This is a genomic window from Malonomonas rubra (genome assembly GCF_003247215.1).
GTDB lineage: Bacteria > Desulfobacterota > Desulfuromonadia > Desulfuromonadales > Geopsychrobacteraceae > Malonomonas > Malonomonas rubra_A.
The window spans coordinates 1-17872 of sequence record NZ_QKAP01000011.1 but is presented as its reverse complement, the minus strand read 5'-3'; the positions used below and the strand labels follow the sequence as shown (position 1 = coordinate 17872).

The following is a 17872-nucleotide window of genomic DNA, read 5'->3' as shown; positions in this document are numbered from 1 at the left end:
GTCAATCATCCGAATGGTGATTTTGCGGTTTATCTTGCAGCTACAATCTTAACGAAAGCGAAGCTTAAGACATGGATTAAAACCAACACCGAGAGTCATTTTCTGTCACACAGCCAGAGCAATATAGAGACACAACTAAATGAGGAGTAGCGCCATGTTTGAAATGCTTTTTTTAGCCAGTGTTGTGTTAATCGTATTGAGCCAGCTATTGCCCGACAAAGAGGAGGACCAACCGAACAAAACCAACCGCAGACAGTTAACTCACAATGAGCGACACAGACAACGCCCATACATAAAAAAAACGGCCCTGTCGGATTCTTTCCGACAGGGCCGCTCACAGCTCTATAGAAAATCAGCTTAGTTTGCCACTTTGAGCAGTTCGACCTCGAACACCAATGCGGCATTCGGTGGGATAACCGGTGGAGCACCACGCTCACCATAGGCCAATTCCGGCGGGATCGCCAATTCCCACTTGTCGCCTTCCTTCATCAACTGTAGCGCCTCGGTCCAACCGGGGATCACGCCACCAACTGGAAAACTTGCAGGCTCTCCTCGCTTATAGGAGCTATCGAATTCAGTACCGTCGATCAACGTCCCCTTATAGTGAACCTCGACCATCGACTCAGGACTCGGTGATGCACCACTCCCCTCGGTGAGCACTTTATACTGCAGCCCGCTGGCAAGTGTTTTCACCCCTTCCTTTTTACCATTTTCCACAAGAAAGGCTTCTGCACTTTTCGCATTCTCTTCCGCAGCTGCAGTCGCTTCAGCCATCTGTTTCATCTGCATTTCCTGCTGATAGGCAGACAGGATCTGAGCCATTTCCTCCTGGCTTAAAACCGTTTCTTCCCCCTTCATTGCAGCCATCAACCCAGCTCCGATCTGCGCCGGGTCAGCATCAACATTCTGCTGATTCATATTCATACCGATATTCATACCGATCGCATAACCAAGTTTCTCCTGATCAGTCTTCGGTACATCCACGGCAAAAGCAGTTGTTGCGGTCAGAAGCAGCAACAGGACAACGATAGTTTTTCTCATGACAGCTCCTCGTTAGGTGTGACTAAAATAAAAAGGCTCGGTGAACATCACCGAGCCTTTTTATAGCCTATCTATTAACTACCGGCAAGCAGATTACTAAGCCAGCAGCTCCGCTGCTTTCTCGAAACCGAGAGCGTAGGCTTTTTTGTTCAGATCAACAAAGGCCTCAGGGACCTTCGCCAGAACTGCCTTTTCTCCAGCTTCACGAGAAACAACGCCAGTCATCGCAATCATTGCACCAAGCGCGATAACGTTGGCAACAATCTCACGACCGATTTCAGTCTTGGCAAGACGCATGATCGGCAGGTAGTACACCTTGAAGTCACCTTCAGGTGCATTCGGAGCGAAATCGCTGTCAAGTAGCAGCATTCCACCCGACTTGATGCCGTTTGCATACTTGTCAGCAGCTTCCTGGGTCATCGCCAAGCAAGCATCAACAACGGTCGCTTTCGGGTAATCGATCGGCGCATCGCCGATGATAACCTCAGACTTGGAAGCGCCACCACGGGCCTCAGGACCGTAGCTCTGCGACTGAACAGCGTGCTTACCTTCGACGATGGAAGCAGCTTCAGCCAGAATAATTCCGGCAGTGATCAGACCCTGACCACCAGCACCGGAAAACCGAATTTCATATCTTTCAGCCATGATTCTAGTCTCCTTAAGTGTGGGATCAGCCTTGAGCGCGTGCAATAACCTGCTTGTACTGCGCACAGTACTCAGGCTTGTCTTCCTGATACAGCACGCCAGTCAGGATCTTGCCTTCAAGTTGCTCTGCAGTCATTTTGGAAGCAGCTGCAACCGGAACAGCGGTGTCCTTGAGAACCTTCATCATGTCGACAACGCTGCGGAACTTATTGCGACGACCGTAAGTGGTCGGACAGTCATCAACAACCTCAATCACCGACATCCCCTTGTGCTTGATACCCTCGGCGATCAACTTATCGATCTGAGTCGCATGGAAAGCGGTAGTACGGGCAACGAAGGTTGCACCAGCACCGATTGCCAGCTTGCTGATATCGAAGATCGGATCCGGGTTACCATACGGAGTGGTAGAAGCCTTGGCACCAGTCGGGGTACAAGGAGAGAACTGACCGCCGGTCATCCCATAGATGTGGTTATTTAGCAACACGTAAGTCATATCTATATTACGACGACATGCGTGGATGAAGTGGTTACCACCGATTGCGGTGCCGTCACCGTCACCACCGCAGACAATCACGTTCATCTCTGGCTTAGCCATCTTAACGCCGGTTGCGAAAGCGGCAGCACGTCCGTGAGCGGTATGCAGGGTGCAGAAATCCATGTAACCGGGCAGACGGCTAGCGCAGCCGATACCGGAAACGATAGCAGTGTTGTTCTTCTCCAGACCACAGGTATCCATGGCGCGGATCAAACCCTTCATAACAATGCCGTGACCGCAACCCGGACACCAGATGTGCGGCAGTTTGCCTGGGCGGATACTCTTTTCGTAATCGTAAGCCATTAGATGACCTCCTTAACCTGGTCAATAATCTGGCCCGGGTTGATCGGCTCACCGTCAACGCGGTGCACGCCGGCCAGCTTGCAGTCGTTCTTAACAATACGCTCAACTTCAAAAATCATCTGACCGAGGTTCATTTCGGGGAGCACGATTGCTTTAACCTGCTTACCGAGTTCAGCAACCCGTTTCTCCGGGAACGGCCAGAGGGTAATCGGACGGAACAGGCCAGCTTTGATCCCTTCTGCGCGCAGTTCGTTAACAGCGTAACGAGCCGAACGGGAAGTCGAACCATAGGCAAGAATGATCACATCGGCATCATCGCACAGGTACTCTTCGTTCGACTCGATATCTGCACGTGCTTCCGGACACTCGACCTTAGCAATCTGGCGACGCTCCTCAAAGTCAACCAAACTGGCTTTGGTGGTTGGGAAGCCGTCAGCAGCCTTGTTCAGACCGGTAACATGGAAACGATACTCGGAACCGAATGCTGCCAGCGGCGGAACATCGGTATCGGACTTGGCATCGTACGGCTTGTAATCTTCTGGTGAGCAAGTCGGAGCAGCACGGTCAATAACTTCCAGTTCACCCGGCTCGGGGAACTCGATCCGCTCACGCATGTGACCAACGATCTCATCATATAGAACCTGTACCGGCATACGGTACTTCTCAGCCAAGTTGAATGCACGAACGGTCTCGCTGAAGATTTCCTGACAAGAAGCCGGTGCCACAGCAATTGCTGCGTGATCACCGTGGGTACCCCAGCGGGCTTGCATCACGTCAGACTGACCTGGTCCAGTCGGCATACCAGTCGAAGGACCGCCACGCATAACGTTGATGATAACGCAAGGAGTTTCAGCGATACAGGCGTAACCGATCAACTCCTGCTTCAACGAAACACCAGGACCTGACGTTGCAGTCAGCGTCTTAGCGCCAGTAAGGGAAGCGCCGATAACCGATGCCATTGCAGCGATCTCGTCTTCCATTTGAATAAACTTACCACCGACTTTCGGAAGTTCTTCAGACATAACTTCCGCAACTTCGGTAGAGGGAGTAATGGGGTAGCCACCAAAGAATGTGCAGCCTGCATAAACGGCGCCCAGGGCGCATGCAGTGTTCCCCTGTAATAATGCTACTTTCTTAGCCACGAAACGACCTCCTATAGCGTCTTACAGCTTGTGAACTTTAATTGCGAAATCAGGGCAGCGCAATTCGCACTGGTTGCATGCGATGCATGCGTCAGCATTGGCGACCTTGACAACAAATGCGTCCATCTCCAGAACCTTGGTAGGGCAGAATTCTGCACAGATTGCGCAACCCTTGCAGTATCTTTCGATGATCTCGATTTCCGCTTTCGCGCTCATTAGCGTCTTTCTCCTTTACACGTGAATTGCTGCTATCAACAGTACAGCTTAACTAAAGCGGCGGAATCCTAACACAAAGCGATGGATATGCGCCAGCGAAAACTGTATACAGCATTTTTCGCATAACTCCAGCAATTTACTTCGTCTTCCAGAGCAGACGAAACTATTCAACTTTATTCGGCTTTTCGAATGTTTGCAGTTAAGAAGAAGGGCAGCCTGTTGGCTGCCCTTCTGGATCGAACCAGAACAGCTGGGATTACATCTTCATGCTGCCAACAAGTTCCTTAACTGCGGCAACCGAGTTATCCATCAGTGCCTGCTCAGTCTCGTCAAGTTTCAGCTCAAGAATCTTCTCGATACCGCCAGAGCCGATTACACAATGGACGCCAACATAGAAGTTGTCAACGCCGTATTGACCCTGCAGCAGAGCACAGGTCGGCAAAACACGCTTCTGATCTTTCAAGTAAGACTCAGCCATGGCAACAGCTGAAGATGCCGGGCTGTAGAAAGCCGAACCGTTACCGAGCAGTTTGACGACTTCACCACCAGCAGCCTTAGTACGCTCAACCATGGCAGTCATTACCTCTTCAGCCTTGGCAGCATTACCATACTTCTGCTCAAGTAGTTCCATAACCGGAATACCTGCAACAGAGGCATAACGAACCAGCGGAACCATGGTGTCACCATGACCGCCGAGAGTAATTGCGGAAACGTCCTTGACGGAAACGCCCAGTTCCCAAGCGATGAATGCGGCGAAACGAGCCGAGTCTAGCACACCAGCCTGACCACAAACGCGCTCCGGCGGGAAGCCGGTGATCTTCTGGCAGAGGGTAACCATAGCATCGAGAGGGTTGGAAATGATGATGATGAATGCGTTCGGAGCGTTATCGCGGATGCCTTCGGAAACAGAAGTCATGATTTTGGAGTTGACTTCGATCAGGTCATCACGGCTCATACCGGGCTTACGGGGCAGACCGGCGGTAACGATAACGACATCAGCACCTGCGATGTCTTTATAATCGTTGGTACCAGTTACGCTGACGTCAAAACCATCAACCGGGGAAGCTTCTGCGATATCCAGAGTCTTTCCCTGAGGCATGTTTTCGACGATGTCAAACATAACGACATCACCCAGCTCGCGCAGTGCGCAAAGTTGAGCCAAGACGCCACCAATCTGTCCACCACCGATCAGAGCAATTTTAGGTCTAGCCATTCTCTCTCTCCTTGTAAGAATAATTTTGCTCATCCTTCAACGACAAGCATGGAAATAACCCCGTTTAACTGTAACTTTATCCATACATATAGCGGTGTATACAGTATACAAACAATTTTTACCTGTCAAGAACCTTTGCGCTTTCAAGTAAAATTATCTTTAACGTCTACATCAACCTTTTAAAATGGCGTTTTTTAAAGGTTTTTCACATTTTGTCTTAAAGATTAAAAGCACACCAGAAAGTGTACAAAAAAAAGCGCTTGTCAGGCAGAACCTTTCCAAGCTACCTGACAAACGCTTTTATCTTTTCCGCACCGCCAATCTCAAAACAGATTAAGCTCCAAAGCTTCCGCCCTGGCCGCCTCGATTTCCTCCTTGTTTTTATCGCGAGGAATCTGCAAAATCTGCCCGGGGAAAATTTCTTTCGGATCCTTGATCTGATCCCGATTGGCCTTGTACAGCAAGGGCCAAAGCATGCCATCATTATACACATCAGGCCGGGAAGCTATCATCTGCAGATTCTCTGCCGCAGCGACCTCAACCTTATCGAGCAATTTCGGCTCCTCGATTTCTACCACTACCGGTGGCTTCTCAACTTGCCTCTTTACTGCGGCCCTGCGAGCCTTTTCTTCCTGTTGCTTGCGCAACAACTCAGCACGCCGTTTTTCTTCCTCATGCCGTTTTTCTTCTTCACGCTTTTGCTGGTCCAATTCGAGCTGTTTTTTACGCTGCACAGTCAACGTCAGCGCCAGGTTGGAATAATTACGAGCCAACTCCAATGAAGCCTGAGCAGCCTTGTATTTCCTCTGGTGGACTTGATCTTCGGCTGTCTGCAATGCATTGCTCGCAGCTTGATAGAGATCTGCCGCCAGTTGAGAGGCACCAGCCGCATAGGCATACGCGACAATGCGTCTGGTCTCTTCCAACTCGGCCACTGGGGGCTTAGCGCAACCAGTCAGGAAGACCACCCCAACAACCATAACCAACAACAGACGTTTAAACATCTGCATGTTTTCCCATCTATCCTTTAGCTTGTTATCTATTTCTGCGCTTTCCGCAAACGAATACCAAGTTCCTGCAGCTGCTTTTCAGTTGCTTCACTTGGCGCATCCGAAAGTAGGCAGGTCGCCCTCTGGGTTTTCGGGAATGCGATAACGTCACGAATCGAATCGGCACCGGTCAGAATCATCATCAGGCGATCGAGACCGAAAGCAATCCCGCCGTGGGGTGGCGCCCCATAGCTGAGTGCGTCGAGCAAGAAACCGAACTTTTCGCGCTGTTCTTCTTCATCGATGCCAAGCATTTTGAACATACGCGCCTGAACATCCTGATCATGAATACGGATACTGCCTCCGCCGACCTCGGATCCGTTGAGAACCAGATCGTACGCCTGCGCCCGCGCCTTACCCGGGTCGGTATCAAGCAGCGGCACATCCTCTTCCAGTGGCGAGGTAAACGGATGGTGCACTGCAACATGACGCTTTTCTTCATGGTCATATTCAAACAGCGGGAAATCGGTTATCCAGACGAACTTATATTCTCCCTTGTCGGCCAAGCCGAGCTTTTGGCCAAGGTGCCCACGTAAACGCCCCAGAGCCTCGTTGGCGACAAACGGCGTATCCGCCATAAACAACAGCAGGTCGCCAACCTCTGCCCCCAACTTATCGTTCAAGGCAGCCAGTTCTTCCGGAGTGAAGAACTTAGCGATTGGGGACTGCCAACCCTCCTCAGTCACTTTTACCCATGCCAACCCTTTGGCCCCGTAAATCTTGACGAAGTCGGTCAGATCGTCCAACTCTTTACGTGAAAAAGTCGCACACCCCTTGGCATTGAGCGCCTTGACCAGACCACCGCTGGCCGCAACATCGGCAAAAACCTTGAAACCGGAACCGGCAACCAAATCGGTGATGGTGATCAACTCCATGGCGAAGCGCATATCCGGGTTATCGACCCCGAAACGCTCCATCGCCTCGGCATAAGTCAGCCGTAACATCGGCAGCTGCACCTCAATGCCGATCGTTGTCTTAAACACCTCGGCAATCATCCCCTCCATAACGCCCATGACATCGTCACGGTTTACGTAGCTGAGCTCGCAATCGATTTGGGTGAATTCCGGCTGCCGGTCTGCACGAAGGTCCTCGTCACGAAAGCATTTTACGATTTGGAAGTATCGGTCGAAACCGGAGACCATCAGCAGCTGTTTGAACAGCTGAGGGGATTGTGGAAGCGCGTAGAAGTTGCCAGTATTTACCCGGCTCGGCACCAAGTAGTCGCGTGCCCCTTCCGGGGTGCTCTTAGTCAGTACTGGAGTCTCTACCTCTATAAAGCCCTGCCCGTCAAGGTAGTTGCGGACCGTCTTTGCCACCTGATGCCGCATCAATAAATTGCTCTGCAATGCCGGGCGCCTAAGATCAAGGTAACGGTACTTCAAACGAATATTCTCGGCCACTTCGGTAAATTGGTCGATCATAAAGGGGGGAGTTTCAGCGCGGTTTAGTATTTTCAGTTCACTGATCTCGATCTCGACCTCGCCGGTTTTCATCTTCGGGTTCACCGTCCCTTTAGGACGTGGCGAAACTTTCCCCTTCGCAGCAAGTACAAACTCGTTACGCACCTGCTCTGCTTTCTGCAACGAAGCAAGGTCACGATCCGGATCAAGCGCCAACTGCACAATCCCCTCACGGTCACGTAAGTCGACAAATATCAGCCCACCATGATCACGACGGCGCTGCACCCAACCCATGACGCAGACGTCCTGGCCGATATGTTCAGCCTGCAAATCACCACAGCGATGAGTTCTTTTCCAGTTTCCGAGTTGATCGTTCAAAACGTCCTCCAAAATGGACCGATCTTCACTTCGTCCCAAATTCTTCCAGATCGGCAAATATAGATTATAAAAATCGTCTTCTCAGCCGGTCAAGGTCGAACCAAGCCACTGAGCAAAGACCGATTTCGGTTATTTTGTAAGTTTCTCCATCAAGAGTTCTGCCAGTTGCCCAAGCTTCGCCTGCGATTGTTTACTATCGGCCATACATTTAAGTTGTGCTTCCCCGGATTTCAGTTCTTCCTCACCTATGATTAGGGTATAGGCTGCATTCAGCTTGTTAGCACGCCTCATCTGCGCCTTCAAGCTTTTCCCCTGATAATCCATCTCTGCCCGGATGCCGGCACGCTGCAGTTCGGTCATCAGAACAAAAGCCTGATCACAAGCAGCTTGGCCTAGAGCGGCAATAAATAGCTGCGGCACCGGAGGAATAATCTTCTCCTCCCCCTTCATCAGCACCAACCGTTCTACACCGATCGCAAAACCGATGCCGGGTAATGCTGGACCACCAAGGCTTTCTACTAGGCCATCGTACCGGCCCCCGGCAGCGACAGCATTCTGCGAACCAAGACGATCGGTAACCATCTCAAAAGTGGTACGAACATAGTAGTCGAGTCCGCGAACCATGCGGGCATTGACCTCAAACGGAATAGTCAGGGCCAAGAGATGTTTCTTAACGGCGCTAAAATGTTCCTCACAATCAGCGCAAAGGTGCTCAAGCATTTCCGGCGCGTCTACCGTTGCCTCCTTGCAACCGGAGGCTTTACAGTCGAGGACCCGAAGCGGGTTGGTCTTGTAGCGGCGCTGACAATCAGCACAGAGGCTGTCGAGTCGCTGTTCGAGATAATCGATCAACTGCTGGCGATATCCGGGGCGACATTCTGGGCAACCGAGTGAATTGATCTGCAGAGAAACCGATTCAATACCGATCCGGCAGAAGTATTGGTTCAGCATCGACAGAACCTGAGCATCGATCTTCGGATCTTCAACCCCCAGCACCTCGGCGCCAATCTGGTGAAACTGACGATAACGCCCCTTCTGCGGTCGCTCGTAACGAAACATCGGCCCCATATAAAAAAGCTTTGAGACTGGGTCGAGAGTATGCAAACGATTCTGAATGAAAGAGCGCATGACCGGAGCGGTTCCTTCCGGACGCAGGGTCAGCGAGTTGCCACTTTTGTCATCGAAGGTGTACATTTCCTTCTCGACGATATCGGTCGTCTCACCGATCGAGCGACAGAACAACTCTGTCTTCTCCACAGCCGGTGTTCGGATTTCGGCAAAACCGTAGGTCCCGAAAACGTTCCGGGCAGTTGCCTCAAGAAACTGCCAAGTCTCTATTTCGCCTGGCAGAATGTCGTTCATCCCTTTTATAGCTGTAATACTCAAGGCACTATCCTCTGGCCCCTGCAAACTGGGGGATTTGATAAATATCTACAACAAGCCCGACACGATACCCTATTTTTCTCTGGACGGAAAGAGGGCGCTTGAATTATCGCTCGTTTTTTTTTCTAGAAGTAGCCAGCACTGCAGCATACAGAATGAAGAAGCTCTAGAGATTAGATAGAAATTGGATAAGAGAAACTCTCTAATGCTGGAGATTTTCGATGCCACGAACCGCATTACGGGTATTTTTCCCGGCGTACATCGCCTTATCCGCTAGCTCGAGTAACGATGTCTTATCAACAGCATCCGAGGGGAATGTTGCAAAACCGGCCGTCGCAGTAAGCTTGGAATCAAGCCCCCGGTCGGCAAGAAAGAGATGCCCTTCGATCGTTTTACGAATACGCTCCGCGACAACTTCTGCGTCTCTGGCATCGGTTTCTAGCAGCATGGCTGCAAATTCGTCGCCACCAAAACGAAACAGGGTGTCGACATCCCGCACACACTTTCTCAGTAATATTCCGACCTCCTGCAAAGCAGCGCTTCCGGCCAGATGGCCGTACTGGTCGTTAATCAACTTGAAGCGATCCAGATCCAAAAACAGCAACGAAAACTGCAGCCCGTAACGTTGCGATCGACGGATTTCCTGATCCAAAGCGACCTGTAGGTAACGATGGTTATGCAAACCGGTCAAATCGTCAGTATACATCAGTTCCTGCGCGTCCTTCAGTCGACAGGCATTCTCAAAACCGAGAACAATTTGATCGCAAAGATATCGTAAGTCGAACTGCGACACCTGCTGCTCGAAATCGAGAGGAACATCTGCTACCAGCAGGCCGGCCTTCAACTCGGCGCTATCCCCCAGCGGCAGTAGGTATAATTGTTTCTCGTTCAGCCCATCAATCCCCAGTTGCAGATCTTGTAATGAATGGAATCCTTCGGCAACATCGATCTGCGACTGCAGCCTATCCAAGATTCTTAACGCCACATCATCACGTAGAGCGTGCAAAGTCGATAACCTCAACTCCTCCCCTTTAAAGGTAAATCCACAACCACTGGGTGCCCCCAAAACACGCAACAATGCACCCAAGCCCTGCGGGATTAAACGCTCCAAATCGATCATGGCAGACAGGGATTGACCGGTTTCGAATAATTGAATTTTCGCTTTGAGTTGAGAATTTTCCGCCAGAAGTCGCCGTTGCTCCAGACAATTGTGTACCAAATGTCTCAAGTCGTCTGGATTGAACGGCTTAACCAGGTAATCTCTAGCACCATTTTTCAGCGCCTGAATCGCAGTTTCGACACTGGCATATCCGGTCACCAAGATCACTTCGGGAGGGTTGGGCAACAATCGGGCTTCGCGCAGAACCTCTAACCCGCACTTGCCCGGCATGATCATATCGGTCAAAATGAGATCGACCGCTTCCTGTTGAAGGCAAGCAATCGCATCCTCACCATTTTCACAGACCTCAACCCGATAACCTTCCTTAACAAGCAGATCACTATATAGCTGGCGGAAAAATAACTCGTCATCAACAACCAAAACCATTGCCAGATCAGATATCATAAGTCTCCTATAATAATAGTTAATTATTCAGATTTCTCTCGATCCTGTCAATGGAAAAGCCCTTTTTGCCAATGCTCAGCCCACCACTCATCCTCCTCAAGCACTTACCCTGATCGTCCCCAAACGGTCGGTTCGAAACAGCAGATTCTTCAGTAGTCGATGCGCATCGCCCACCTGCCGAGCTGGAAAATTATAGCGCTTCACATATTTGGTAGAAACCACGCTCACCAACATCGAAACAGTCTCACTGGAGGCAACCCAAATAATTCGTAGCAAGGAACAAGAAGGCGAGCACATCCCTATCGTTGCGTTGACAGCGCAAACTCGAAAAGGAACTCTAGTGAGCTGTTTAGCTGTTGGAATGGATGACGTTCTGGTTAAACCGACACGGCTTGAAAAAATACAGCAGGTCATTGAACTTCTATGCCGAAATTGAGCTGTAGTAGTCGCGACTTGATCTGACAGTTACCAGTTTTGCCGAGGTGCCTGTCAGGTCAAGTTTAAACTACCATCTTTTCCTGCCAGATATTTCTTGCCTTCTTCGAGCGTTTCCAGAGGCGTCCTGCCGCAGCACATTTTGCCCTGATGGGTTCGCCCAATATTGTAGTAATCGATCCATTCGTCCAGATCAACCTGAAGGTAATCCAGATTGGTGTAAAGCTTTTTCCGGAACGTGATCTGGTAGAACTCCTGCAAAATCGTTTATGAAACCGCTCGCAGATTCCGTTGGTCTGCTGTGATTTGGCTTTGGTTTTCGTGTGGTCGATGTCGTTGACCGCCAGATTAAGCTGGTAGTCCTTTTTAACTGGTATAAATGCTCTTCCGGGTCAGGTGTATAAAATCGCCACTCGCATTCCTTCAAAAAAAACACAAAATGCTCCTTTGGAATGCCGTTGAATTTAAGTAAATGATGCTTTTCCTGATTCCAAAAACTCTCTATCCCTTGATATGGTTTCGGCCCTCTGCAAACAGCTCTGAGTGATTGATTCGGACATGATAAAAAGCTCATATCGAGCACATTATAGCTGTACAGAGAGTCGGTAAATACGATGTTATCTGGTACGATTTTCTGCCCCAGAATGAACGTTAAAAGCCAGGGTTAACGTCTGGAATGATCTTGGCACAAACCAGTCCACCGCACTTTAAGATCCCTAATAATGGGACTTTCCCGGCAGTTCTTCGGCCTCGTCTTACTTTGCGCTTGCTGCCGAAACATTACTTCATTGACTTCGATCTCTCCAAAGAAGGGCATTTCGTCTTCAATGGCCTGGCAGATCAGTTATCGGAGAGGTTGAAAATAGTAGCCTATTGTATTGCGATCAACTCCAACAAGAACTGCCGCAGTACAAGCTGAGAACCCGAGACAAAGTGTTCGATGTGTCGGTCTTGGTTGGCCTGACGCAGAGGGCTTTTTCTCATACTGCTATCCTAGACAAAATTTAGTTATCCAGGACGGCCCCTTAAAAAAGGATGAAAATTCCTTGGGGACTCAAAAACCACCTCGAAGAAATGGTGGAGATGAGGCATTTTGACGAATCCCCATCAACAGCCCTTCGACCTGCAGGATATCTACTCAACAGATAGCTATTCAGCCTTCGCCGAGCCGATCACCTTCAAGAAGGTCCTGCTCAGCATCAAGAATTTGAGCAGGACCATAAAATTCAACTTGAAAACGTACAGGATCGTTGACCACAACATGATGCAATCGTTCTGGCCAAATCACAATAGGATGCTCGGGGTCGGCATCAAGAATCTCATCTGGTGAATCTTCCCAGACAAATTGAAGAGAACCTTCCTCGACTACCAGCAGTCCGATTTTTCCTTTCGGGGCTAAATGTTTTTTCAATATTCCTTTTGGTACAGTTTTTTCTGTTAGCATCGGGGTGGAGCCAACTTTATTGACCCCGAACGGTAGTATTTCATTTTGAAAGACCATGAAGGACTCCTTTCAGTCAAAAGTAATTCTTTCATTTATATTATCCTCCAATCCAGTGTCCTAGCTCAACGTTGGCTGCAAAAGTGAGTACCGTTAAAATATTGATCGCATAAGTCTGTGACAAAGGTTAACACTTCCCTCTGGTCTTTTAGACCTCTTTGGGAGCCAGAAGTTATTTATTCCTACAAAAGAGACCAGATGGTGTCTTATGAACACTTGTTAGGGTAAGGTAACTTAGGCAGAAGAGATCGAAACAGAAAAACGGCCAATTGAGATGCACGGAACCGGACATGCAGCACAAAGAGACCGAACAGTCAAGCCGCCAACAGGCTTAACCCCAATGCCGTTGAGTTCAGATAGAAAGGAGCCAGCAACAATCTGGCAATGGTTCCCCCAACGCAACAGTACCCAGCAAGATGCCCCCCTCCCCGACATTCGCTGTAGTAAGAAATATTTTAAGTTTTGCTTTGACCGTTTAGTAAGTCAAGCTGGAGAGCAGTAGCAATACCTCGTTAACCAGCGGGGTCTGTAAATCAGCCTCGTTGTCGGTATCCTGCGCCTGTATCATCAAGCTGTCGATTCCCGCTCGAGGTGGCAGCTACATGTCAATAGCATACGTCTCCTTCGGCAGACAATACCGTCCCAAAACTCCGCTGCACAATGCCGGTCCAAATTCGATCGATTTGGTCAAAAAGCCATCTACAGCAATCGTCACTTCTTCCTCGCCTGTGCTACGGAGGGAAAGCTGATAACAGCCCGAGCGTTCGACCGGCACCGACCAATGACAGATAATCCCGGTATATTCTGCACGCCCCCAACGTCCAGCACTCGGTGCACCCAGATGACCGTGGGGAATAATACTCACCCTGGCCTGAGGCGCTACAGTTTCAGTTTCAACCTCTTGGGAAAAATCGACTAAGGGAGAATTTCGAGTAAATCCAGAGCTTGCAGAATGGTAATTGCCAGATCGGCAGCATGCAGGTCTGCGTCCGGTTGTCAGCCGTCCAGCGACGCAATCTCAGGATGCGGCGGAGAGCTTAGGTGCAGATAATTAATTCCGGCATCAGGAGGGAGGCTAACGACAATTTCCTGTGACCCATCCGTCAGGTTAACCATGCCGACTTCCTACCAACGGAAGTCGTTGCCGTCCTCGGTCTCCTGGTCCTGGCCGGCCAAGGAATCCCTGACCCCGGACAAACGGGTCGCGACAAACAAGCGATAGCGGCCGTTATGTGGTATCAGAAAATCGAAATGCAGCGGCACTGGCTCGCGCCATCGATTACCCAACCGGAGCCTCTGTATTGACCGTAGTTGGTCAGCTGCTTAACAGCGACATGGTCTGTACGTAGATGCTTGTCTTCGGCTTCAATAAAGATGTTCGGTCTGCCGAACAGAAGAGCGATATAGTCTTCGGCCTCTGGCCCATCAGGCAGACCGTAGCCCCAACCGAGACTGTCGGTGAGTTGCTCCATCTAAAAATGCTGGATCAAAACCTCAGCCTGCACGGATGCGGCCGCAAGCAATAGCCAGAGCACACCCAACACCCCCCGAATCAACCTGGCTGGCCTCGTTCCGAATGATTTAACCGGCAAACTTTTTCTTGCTGGTTTTCTTTTCCTCCGCAGGAGTTTCGCTCTCAAATTTGGCGATAAATTCTTCGGCCAGTGCAACATCCTCCTTGCACCCGATAAAGACCGGTGCCCGACCGTGAATTTCGTTCGGCTGCAAATCAAGAATCCGCTGACGTCCAGTCGATGCAGCACCACCGGCCTGTTCGACCAGAAAAGCCATCGGATTCAGCTCGAACAACAGCCGTAGTTTACCGTTCGGCAGATCCTTGAGATGCGGGTAGAAGAAAATCCCCTTCCCTTTCAGCAGGACTTGGTTGATATCAGGAACAAAACCGCCACTGTAGCGCAACTTAACACCCCTCTCTTCCAGATGGTTTACAAAAGCCTCGGTCCCGGGGGTGTATTTATTACGCTGTCCTCCTGGCGAGTAAAGATTGCCCTTCGGTTGGATGCAGATGTTTTCTTGCAACAAGGTGAACTCCATCAGGTTGTTCATCCCGAACTCGTGCACACCTTTACCGACACTGTAGACCAGCGTAGTCCGCGGCCCGTAGAGGACATACAGCGCAGCAACCTGATTACGGCCCTGCTGCAGCAGGTCACAGCCCTCAAAAATTGAAACTATTGTGCCCACTGCCAAGTTGACATCAACCAGCGATGAGCCATCGAGCGGATCGAAAGCGACCGAATACTTGCCTTCGCAATCAGGCGAGACCGGGATAATCTCATCCATTTCCTCCGACATCATGTTGGCCACCACCCGCGAGTGATCAAGGCGCTTGCGCAGGATCCGGTCAGCCAGAACATCTAGCGCCAACTGCTCCTCACCATATAGGTTGGAGGTACCAGCCACACCCAGATCACCAGTACGGATCGAATTGATTATGTATTTTGATGCTTCTGCAATCTCGCAGATCAGATGGGTCAGATTATCGTTAACTTCCTGCTCACGAAGGTGGCGGCGAAGATCGATTTGAAATTTAGTTTTTCCCGGTTCACTCATGATGCAGAAAACCCCCGATAAAATTTATTGTTACAAGATACGATCAGCTGAAAATGATGGGTCAGTCTAACGGATAATGCAACTAACAGCAACCGACATCTTCACATCCTCATCAAAGGGAAAAGGATGCTATAGTTTCCGAAACGGGGAAGGAAATTAGGAGCGGGATATGGCCACTGAAAAAAAAACGGGGCAGCGAATTTTGCAATTCGGCCGCATAGCTTTGCACAAAATATCCTTTCACACCAATCAATATAAGCAGGTTGTACAGAAAAAAATCGACCTCGGTGCCATGCAGAAAAAGATTGAACAGCTCCAGTTCGAGTTGGGGAGAGTGGTAGACGAACAATACCGAGCTGGGCAAAAAGATCTGCTCAGTAGCAAAGAAATATCCCAGCTACTCGAGAAGCTCTTCAGGCTGAGGCAGGCAGCCGACCTGTTGGATGAGGAAATCGAGCAGATCAGAAACGAACAGCAGAAAACCTAAGCTATCGTCCACCCCTCCAGACGCCCTCGAATTCGGCATATTTCAAACCATATACCTCAAAAACGCTGTCGAAAGCCTGCTCTATGGCCTGCCCGCTCCGCAGGGCGCGCAACAAGTCCCCGACAAGGTGCCAACCGTAATTGTGGAGCAAGTAACGAACCAGTGAATAACTCTGCTGATAAGCCAAAGCGGCCTGTTTCCCATTCAAGTCCAAAAACGGTTTTTCCAACCGTTTCAGGCTGAGCAACTGCTTCGCGGAAGAGTCCTGATCCACTGCATGCGTTACCGGTCGCGCAATACGACGTTCCGCTTCCTGTGCCAACCCCTCGTTCAGCCAGACCGGAAGATTCCCCTTAGCAAGATCGTTCAGGGCCACGTGCATGTACTCGTGGTAGAGGAGTATTCGCACATAATCATTCACTTTGGAGATCCCACCGACAGGCAAACGAATCTTGCCGTCGTATAGACCTCCGGCCCAGTCGGGGGACCTAGTCAATTCGCGAAACTCCTGATGAGAATAGAGCAGAACCGTAACTTGCTCCTGCGGATAGTAGTCGAGCTGCGAACCGACCCAGTTGTAAGCTTCTTCCAGAACATCGAGTACAGCATCGCCCAGAGCATCATTTTTATCCCCATCAAAAGTGATGATAAAATGACCGCCGTACTCTTTGTCCATTTTCTCCTCAACCGTCAACTCGCGACGCACCTTGTCCAGCATTTCAACAACAGCATGATTATCCGGAGCAACCTCAGCAGCGTCCTCCAAAACGTCCAGGGCGTCATACATCCGGTCGGTGTTGTAGTAGATTTTTGCTAACCAGAACAGGATGGTAGCATCCGGCTCGCCCATGCCCAGTGCTTCCTGCAACTCCGCTTCTGCTTCGTAGTACTTCTTCATCTCTAACAATGCGAGGCCACGCAGGCTCCAGAATTGTCGCTGCTGATCGTTGAACTCCTGCGCTTCGAGCAACAGCTCGGCTGCTTTTTCATAGTGTTTATCTTTGATCATGCCGTGCGCAGCACTTAAATACGCGAACTCAAGATTTTCCCGCAAAACCGGATGATAGGGATCGGCCTCGCGCGCTTGCTTCAGCATTTCAATCGCTTCGAGATAGCGTCCCGTCTTCAGCAGTTCAACCGCCTCATTATTCTCATCGAAATGTGACCGCACCTTGAGTTCCGAGGCACTAGCAGCCCCCAAACAAAGCAGAACCAAAACAGATGCAATGAGAAGCCGCATCATCAAGCCGAAACCTCACGTGGGAAATCACACCACAGCAGGGTCGCACCGACCACCGCCAGCGGGATACAGAAGAACTGCAGAAACGGGATCGCCAGCAGGCAAAAAATACTGCAGGCGAAACCGGTCATCAGCACCGGACGACCGCTGATATATTGGCGCTGCTGGGCAAAGCTCAACTGCTTGCGCATCAGGACAAAGGCCATATACTCGATCAACAGAAAAAACAGTGTGAAGATTGGCGCCAGAACTGCATAAATCATCGAGCCGATCCCCGGAATCAGGTTGATGGCGAACAACAACAGCATGCAGATGATGAAAACCGACAGTTTCTTCACCTCGACCAGCAACGCATAGTGCGATTCCTTCCAGAAGCGCCCGACGCTGAACCGTTCGTCCGGCTGCCGACCGACCAGCATGGCTTCCACCCGTTCGGAGAGCAGTTCGTTAAACGGCGAGGCGATCAGGTTGCCGACTACGGTAAAGGAAAAGAATACCACCACCGCCGTCAACAGCAGCGCCACCGTCCAGGCTAGGTAGTACAAAATCATCCCGTACCAGACCTCGGTGCCGGGCGCATAGGTTTCCAGCATCGACTCAAACAAGTCGAGACCGAAATAAACCGACAACGAAAAAATTAGCACATTGATTGAAAAAGGAAGCGCCAGATATTTCAGCAGTCCCGGCCTTTTGCCGAGGAATTTCGCCGCCCGTAGCGGGTAGCTGAAACCGCGGGTAAAACTCGCCACCGGTTTAACAGCAGCAG

General features: G+C 50.3%; 19 protein-coding genes and 2 pseudogenes. 2 read left to right on the top strand and 19 right to left on the bottom strand.

Features of this window, described 5'->3' with window-relative positions; all coding sequences use genetic code 11:
- Positions 1 to 357: 357 nt before the first annotated feature.
- From Q7J88_RS00860 to Q7J88_RS00815, 10 genes are all read right to left on the bottom strand, one after another.
- A complete protein-coding gene (locus tag Q7J88_RS00860) occupies positions 358 to 1041 on the bottom strand; it encodes an FKBP-type peptidyl-prolyl cis-trans isomerase (RefSeq protein ID WP_303720262.1) in 684 nt (227 codons plus the stop codon).
- A gap of 96 nt (positions 1042 to 1137) precedes the next feature.
- Positions 1138 to 1686, bottom strand: coding sequence for a 2-oxoacid:acceptor oxidoreductase family protein (locus Q7J88_RS00855; RefSeq protein WP_303720261.1), 549 nt, complete (start codon positions 1684 to 1686; stop codon positions 1138 to 1140).
- Positions 1687 to 1711: 25 nt separating this feature from the next.
- Positions 1712 to 2524, bottom strand: a complete 813-nt coding sequence (locus Q7J88_RS00850; protein WP_303720260.1) for a 2-oxoacid:ferredoxin oxidoreductase subunit beta — start codon at positions 2522 to 2524, stop codon at positions 1712 to 1714.
- Positions 2524 to 3666: a 2-oxoacid:acceptor oxidoreductase subunit alpha gene (locus Q7J88_RS00845; RefSeq protein ID WP_303720259.1), complete on the bottom strand. Its 1143-nt coding sequence runs from the start codon at positions 3664 to 3666 to the stop codon at positions 2524 to 2526. Before Q7J88_RS00845 ends, Q7J88_RS00850 begins: the two co-directional genes overlap by 1 nt.
- Before the next feature lie 21 nt (positions 3667 to 3687).
- On the bottom strand, positions 3688 to 3882 hold the full coding sequence (locus tag Q7J88_RS00840; RefSeq protein ID WP_072904921.1) for a 4Fe-4S binding protein: 195 nt from the start codon (positions 3880 to 3882) through the stop codon (positions 3688 to 3690).
- A gap of 256 nt (positions 3883 to 4138) precedes the next feature.
- The gene (mdh, locus tag Q7J88_RS00835) at positions 4139 to 5095 is read right to left on the bottom strand and encodes a malate dehydrogenase (RefSeq protein ID WP_303720258.1); all 957 of its coding nucleotides are present in this window, start codon (positions 5093 to 5095) and stop codon (positions 4139 to 4141) included.
- 323 nt (positions 5096 to 5418) lie between these two features.
- Positions 5419 to 6099 carry a LysM peptidoglycan-binding domain-containing protein gene (locus tag Q7J88_RS00830; protein ID WP_303720257.1) on the bottom strand — a complete coding sequence of 227 codons (681 nt, stop codon included), beginning with the start codon at positions 6097 to 6099 and terminating at the stop codon, positions 5419 to 5421.
- 35 nt (positions 6100 to 6134) lie between these two features.
- Entirely contained in the window at positions 6135 to 7922 is a 1788-nt protein-coding gene (gene aspS, locus Q7J88_RS00825; RefSeq protein WP_303720256.1) for an aspartate--tRNA ligase, read from the bottom strand.
- Positions 7923 to 8051: 129 nt separating this feature from the next.
- Positions 8052 to 9284 (bottom strand): histidine--tRNA ligase, encoded by a 1233-nt coding sequence (gene hisS / locus Q7J88_RS00820; RefSeq protein ID WP_369681936.1) that lies wholly within the window; start codon positions 9282 to 9284, stop codon positions 8052 to 8054.
- A gap of 223 nt (positions 9285 to 9507) precedes the next feature.
- Positions 9508 to 10869, bottom strand: a complete 1362-nt coding sequence (locus Q7J88_RS00815) for a diguanylate cyclase (protein WP_303720254.1) — start codon at positions 10867 to 10869, stop codon at positions 9508 to 9510.
- Between the two features lie 208 nt (positions 10870 to 11077).
- Between Q7J88_RS00815 and Q7J88_RS15290 the strand changes: the two genes are divergently transcribed.
- The gene (locus tag Q7J88_RS15290) at positions 11078 to 11305 is read left to right on the top strand and encodes a response regulator (protein WP_369681935.1); all 228 of its coding nucleotides are present in this window, start codon (positions 11078 to 11080) and stop codon (positions 11303 to 11305) included.
- A gap of 53 nt (positions 11306 to 11358) precedes the next feature.
- Here the strand turns inward: Q7J88_RS15290 and Q7J88_RS00810 are convergent.
- The 7 genes and pseudogenes from Q7J88_RS00810 to Q7J88_RS00780 all read right to left on the bottom strand — a co-directional run.
- Positions 11359 to 11672 (bottom strand): annotated as a pseudogene (locus tag Q7J88_RS00810) (integrase core domain-containing protein); the annotation flags it as partial.
- A pseudogene (locus Q7J88_RS00805) lies at positions 11666 to 12288 on the bottom strand (IS1595 family transposase); the annotation flags it as partial. The pseudogenes Q7J88_RS00805 and Q7J88_RS00810, both read right to left, overlap by 7 nt.
- Before the next feature lie 169 nt (positions 12289 to 12457).
- A complete protein-coding gene (locus Q7J88_RS00800; RefSeq protein ID WP_303720253.1) occupies positions 12458 to 12805 on the bottom strand; it encodes a DUF1971 domain-containing protein in 348 nt (115 codons plus the stop codon).
- A 598-nt stretch (positions 12806 to 13403) separates the two neighbouring features.
- On the bottom strand, positions 13404 to 13670 hold the full coding sequence (locus tag Q7J88_RS00795) for a hypothetical protein (protein ID WP_303720252.1): 267 nt from the start codon (positions 13668 to 13670) through the stop codon (positions 13404 to 13406).
- Positions 13671 to 13930: 260 nt separating this feature from the next.
- Positions 13931 to 14068, bottom strand: a complete 138-nt coding sequence (locus tag Q7J88_RS00790; RefSeq protein ID WP_303720251.1) for a hypothetical protein — start codon at positions 14066 to 14068, stop codon at positions 13931 to 13933.
- On the bottom strand, positions 14044 to 14277 hold the full coding sequence (locus tag Q7J88_RS00785; protein ID WP_303720250.1) for a hypothetical protein: 234 nt from the start codon (positions 14275 to 14277) through the stop codon (positions 14044 to 14046). Before Q7J88_RS00785 ends, Q7J88_RS00790 begins: the two co-directional genes overlap by 25 nt.
- A gap of 109 nt (positions 14278 to 14386) precedes the next feature.
- A complete protein-coding gene (locus Q7J88_RS00780) occupies positions 14387 to 15379 on the bottom strand; it encodes a class 1 fructose-bisphosphatase (RefSeq protein WP_303720249.1) in 993 nt (330 codons plus the stop codon).
- Between the two features lie 169 nt (positions 15380 to 15548).
- Here Q7J88_RS00780 and Q7J88_RS00775 point away from each other — a divergent pair, with 169 nt between their 5' ends.
- A complete protein-coding gene (locus Q7J88_RS00775) occupies positions 15549 to 15866 on the top strand; it encodes a hypothetical protein (RefSeq protein ID WP_303720248.1) in 318 nt (105 codons plus the stop codon).
- 1 nt (position 15867) lies between these two features.
- Here the strand turns inward: Q7J88_RS00775 and Q7J88_RS00770 are convergent, their stop codons facing one another.
- A complete protein-coding gene (locus Q7J88_RS00770; protein ID WP_303720247.1) occupies positions 15868 to 17109 on the bottom strand; it encodes a peptidase MA family metallohydrolase in 1242 nt (413 codons plus the stop codon).
- Positions 17109 to 17872 (bottom strand): sulfate transporter CysZ (gene cysZ / locus Q7J88_RS00765; protein ID WP_303720246.1); only part of this gene is annotated, 764 nt, incomplete at its 5' end. The genes Q7J88_RS00770 and cysZ, both read right to left, overlap by 1 nt.

What these genes read in the sequence shown, in the direction of transcription:
- Q7J88_RS00860 (WP_303720262.1), bottom strand. Translation starts at nt 1,041, where the DNA reads ATGAGAAAAACTATCGTTGTCCTGTTGCTGCTTCTGACCGCAACAACT.
- Q7J88_RS00855 (WP_303720261.1), bottom strand. Translation starts at nt 1,686, where the DNA reads ATGGCTGAAAGATATGAAATTCGGTTTTCCGGTGCTGGTGGTCAGGGT.
- Q7J88_RS00850 (WP_303720260.1), bottom strand. Translation starts at nt 2,524, where the DNA reads ATGGCTTACGATTACGAAAAGAGTATCCGCCCAGGCAAACTGCCGCAC.
- Q7J88_RS00840 (WP_072904921.1), bottom strand. Translation starts at nt 3,882, where the DNA reads ATGAGCGCGAAAGCGGAAATCGAGATCATCGAAAGATACTGCAAGGGT.
- mdh (WP_303720258.1), bottom strand. Translation starts at nt 5,095, where the DNA reads ATGGCTAGACCTAAAATTGCTCTGATCGGTGGTGGACAGATTGGTGGC.
- Q7J88_RS00830 (WP_303720257.1), bottom strand. Translation starts at nt 6,099, where the DNA reads ATGTTTAAACGTCTGTTGTTGGTTATGGTTGTTGGGGTGGTCTTCCTG.
- hisS (WP_369681936.1), bottom strand. Translation starts at nt 9,284, where the DNA reads ATGAACGACATTCTGCCAGGCGAAATAGAGACTTGGCAGTTTCTTGAG.
- Q7J88_RS00815 (WP_303720254.1), bottom strand. Translation starts at nt 10,869, where the DNA reads ATGATATCTGATCTGGCAATGGTTTTGGTTGTTGATGACGAGTTATTT.
- Q7J88_RS00800 (WP_303720253.1), bottom strand. Translation starts at nt 12,805, where the DNA reads ATGGTCTTTCAAAATGAAATACTACCGTTCGGGGTCAATAAAGTTGGC.
- Q7J88_RS00785 (WP_303720250.1), bottom strand. Translation starts at nt 14,277, where the DNA reads ATGGAGCAACTCACCGACAGTCTCGGTTGGGGCTACGGTCTGCCTGAT.
- Q7J88_RS00780 (WP_303720249.1), bottom strand. Translation starts at nt 15,379, where the DNA reads ATGAGTGAACCGGGAAAAACTAAATTTCAAATCGATCTTCGCCGCCAC.
- Q7J88_RS00775 (WP_303720248.1), top strand. Translation starts at nt 15,549, where the DNA reads ATGGCCACTGAAAAAAAAACGGGGCAGCGAATTTTGCAATTCGGCCGC.
- Q7J88_RS00770 (WP_303720247.1), bottom strand. Translation starts at nt 17,109, where the DNA reads ATGATGCGGCTTCTCATTGCATCTGTTTTGGTTCTGCTTTGTTTGGGG.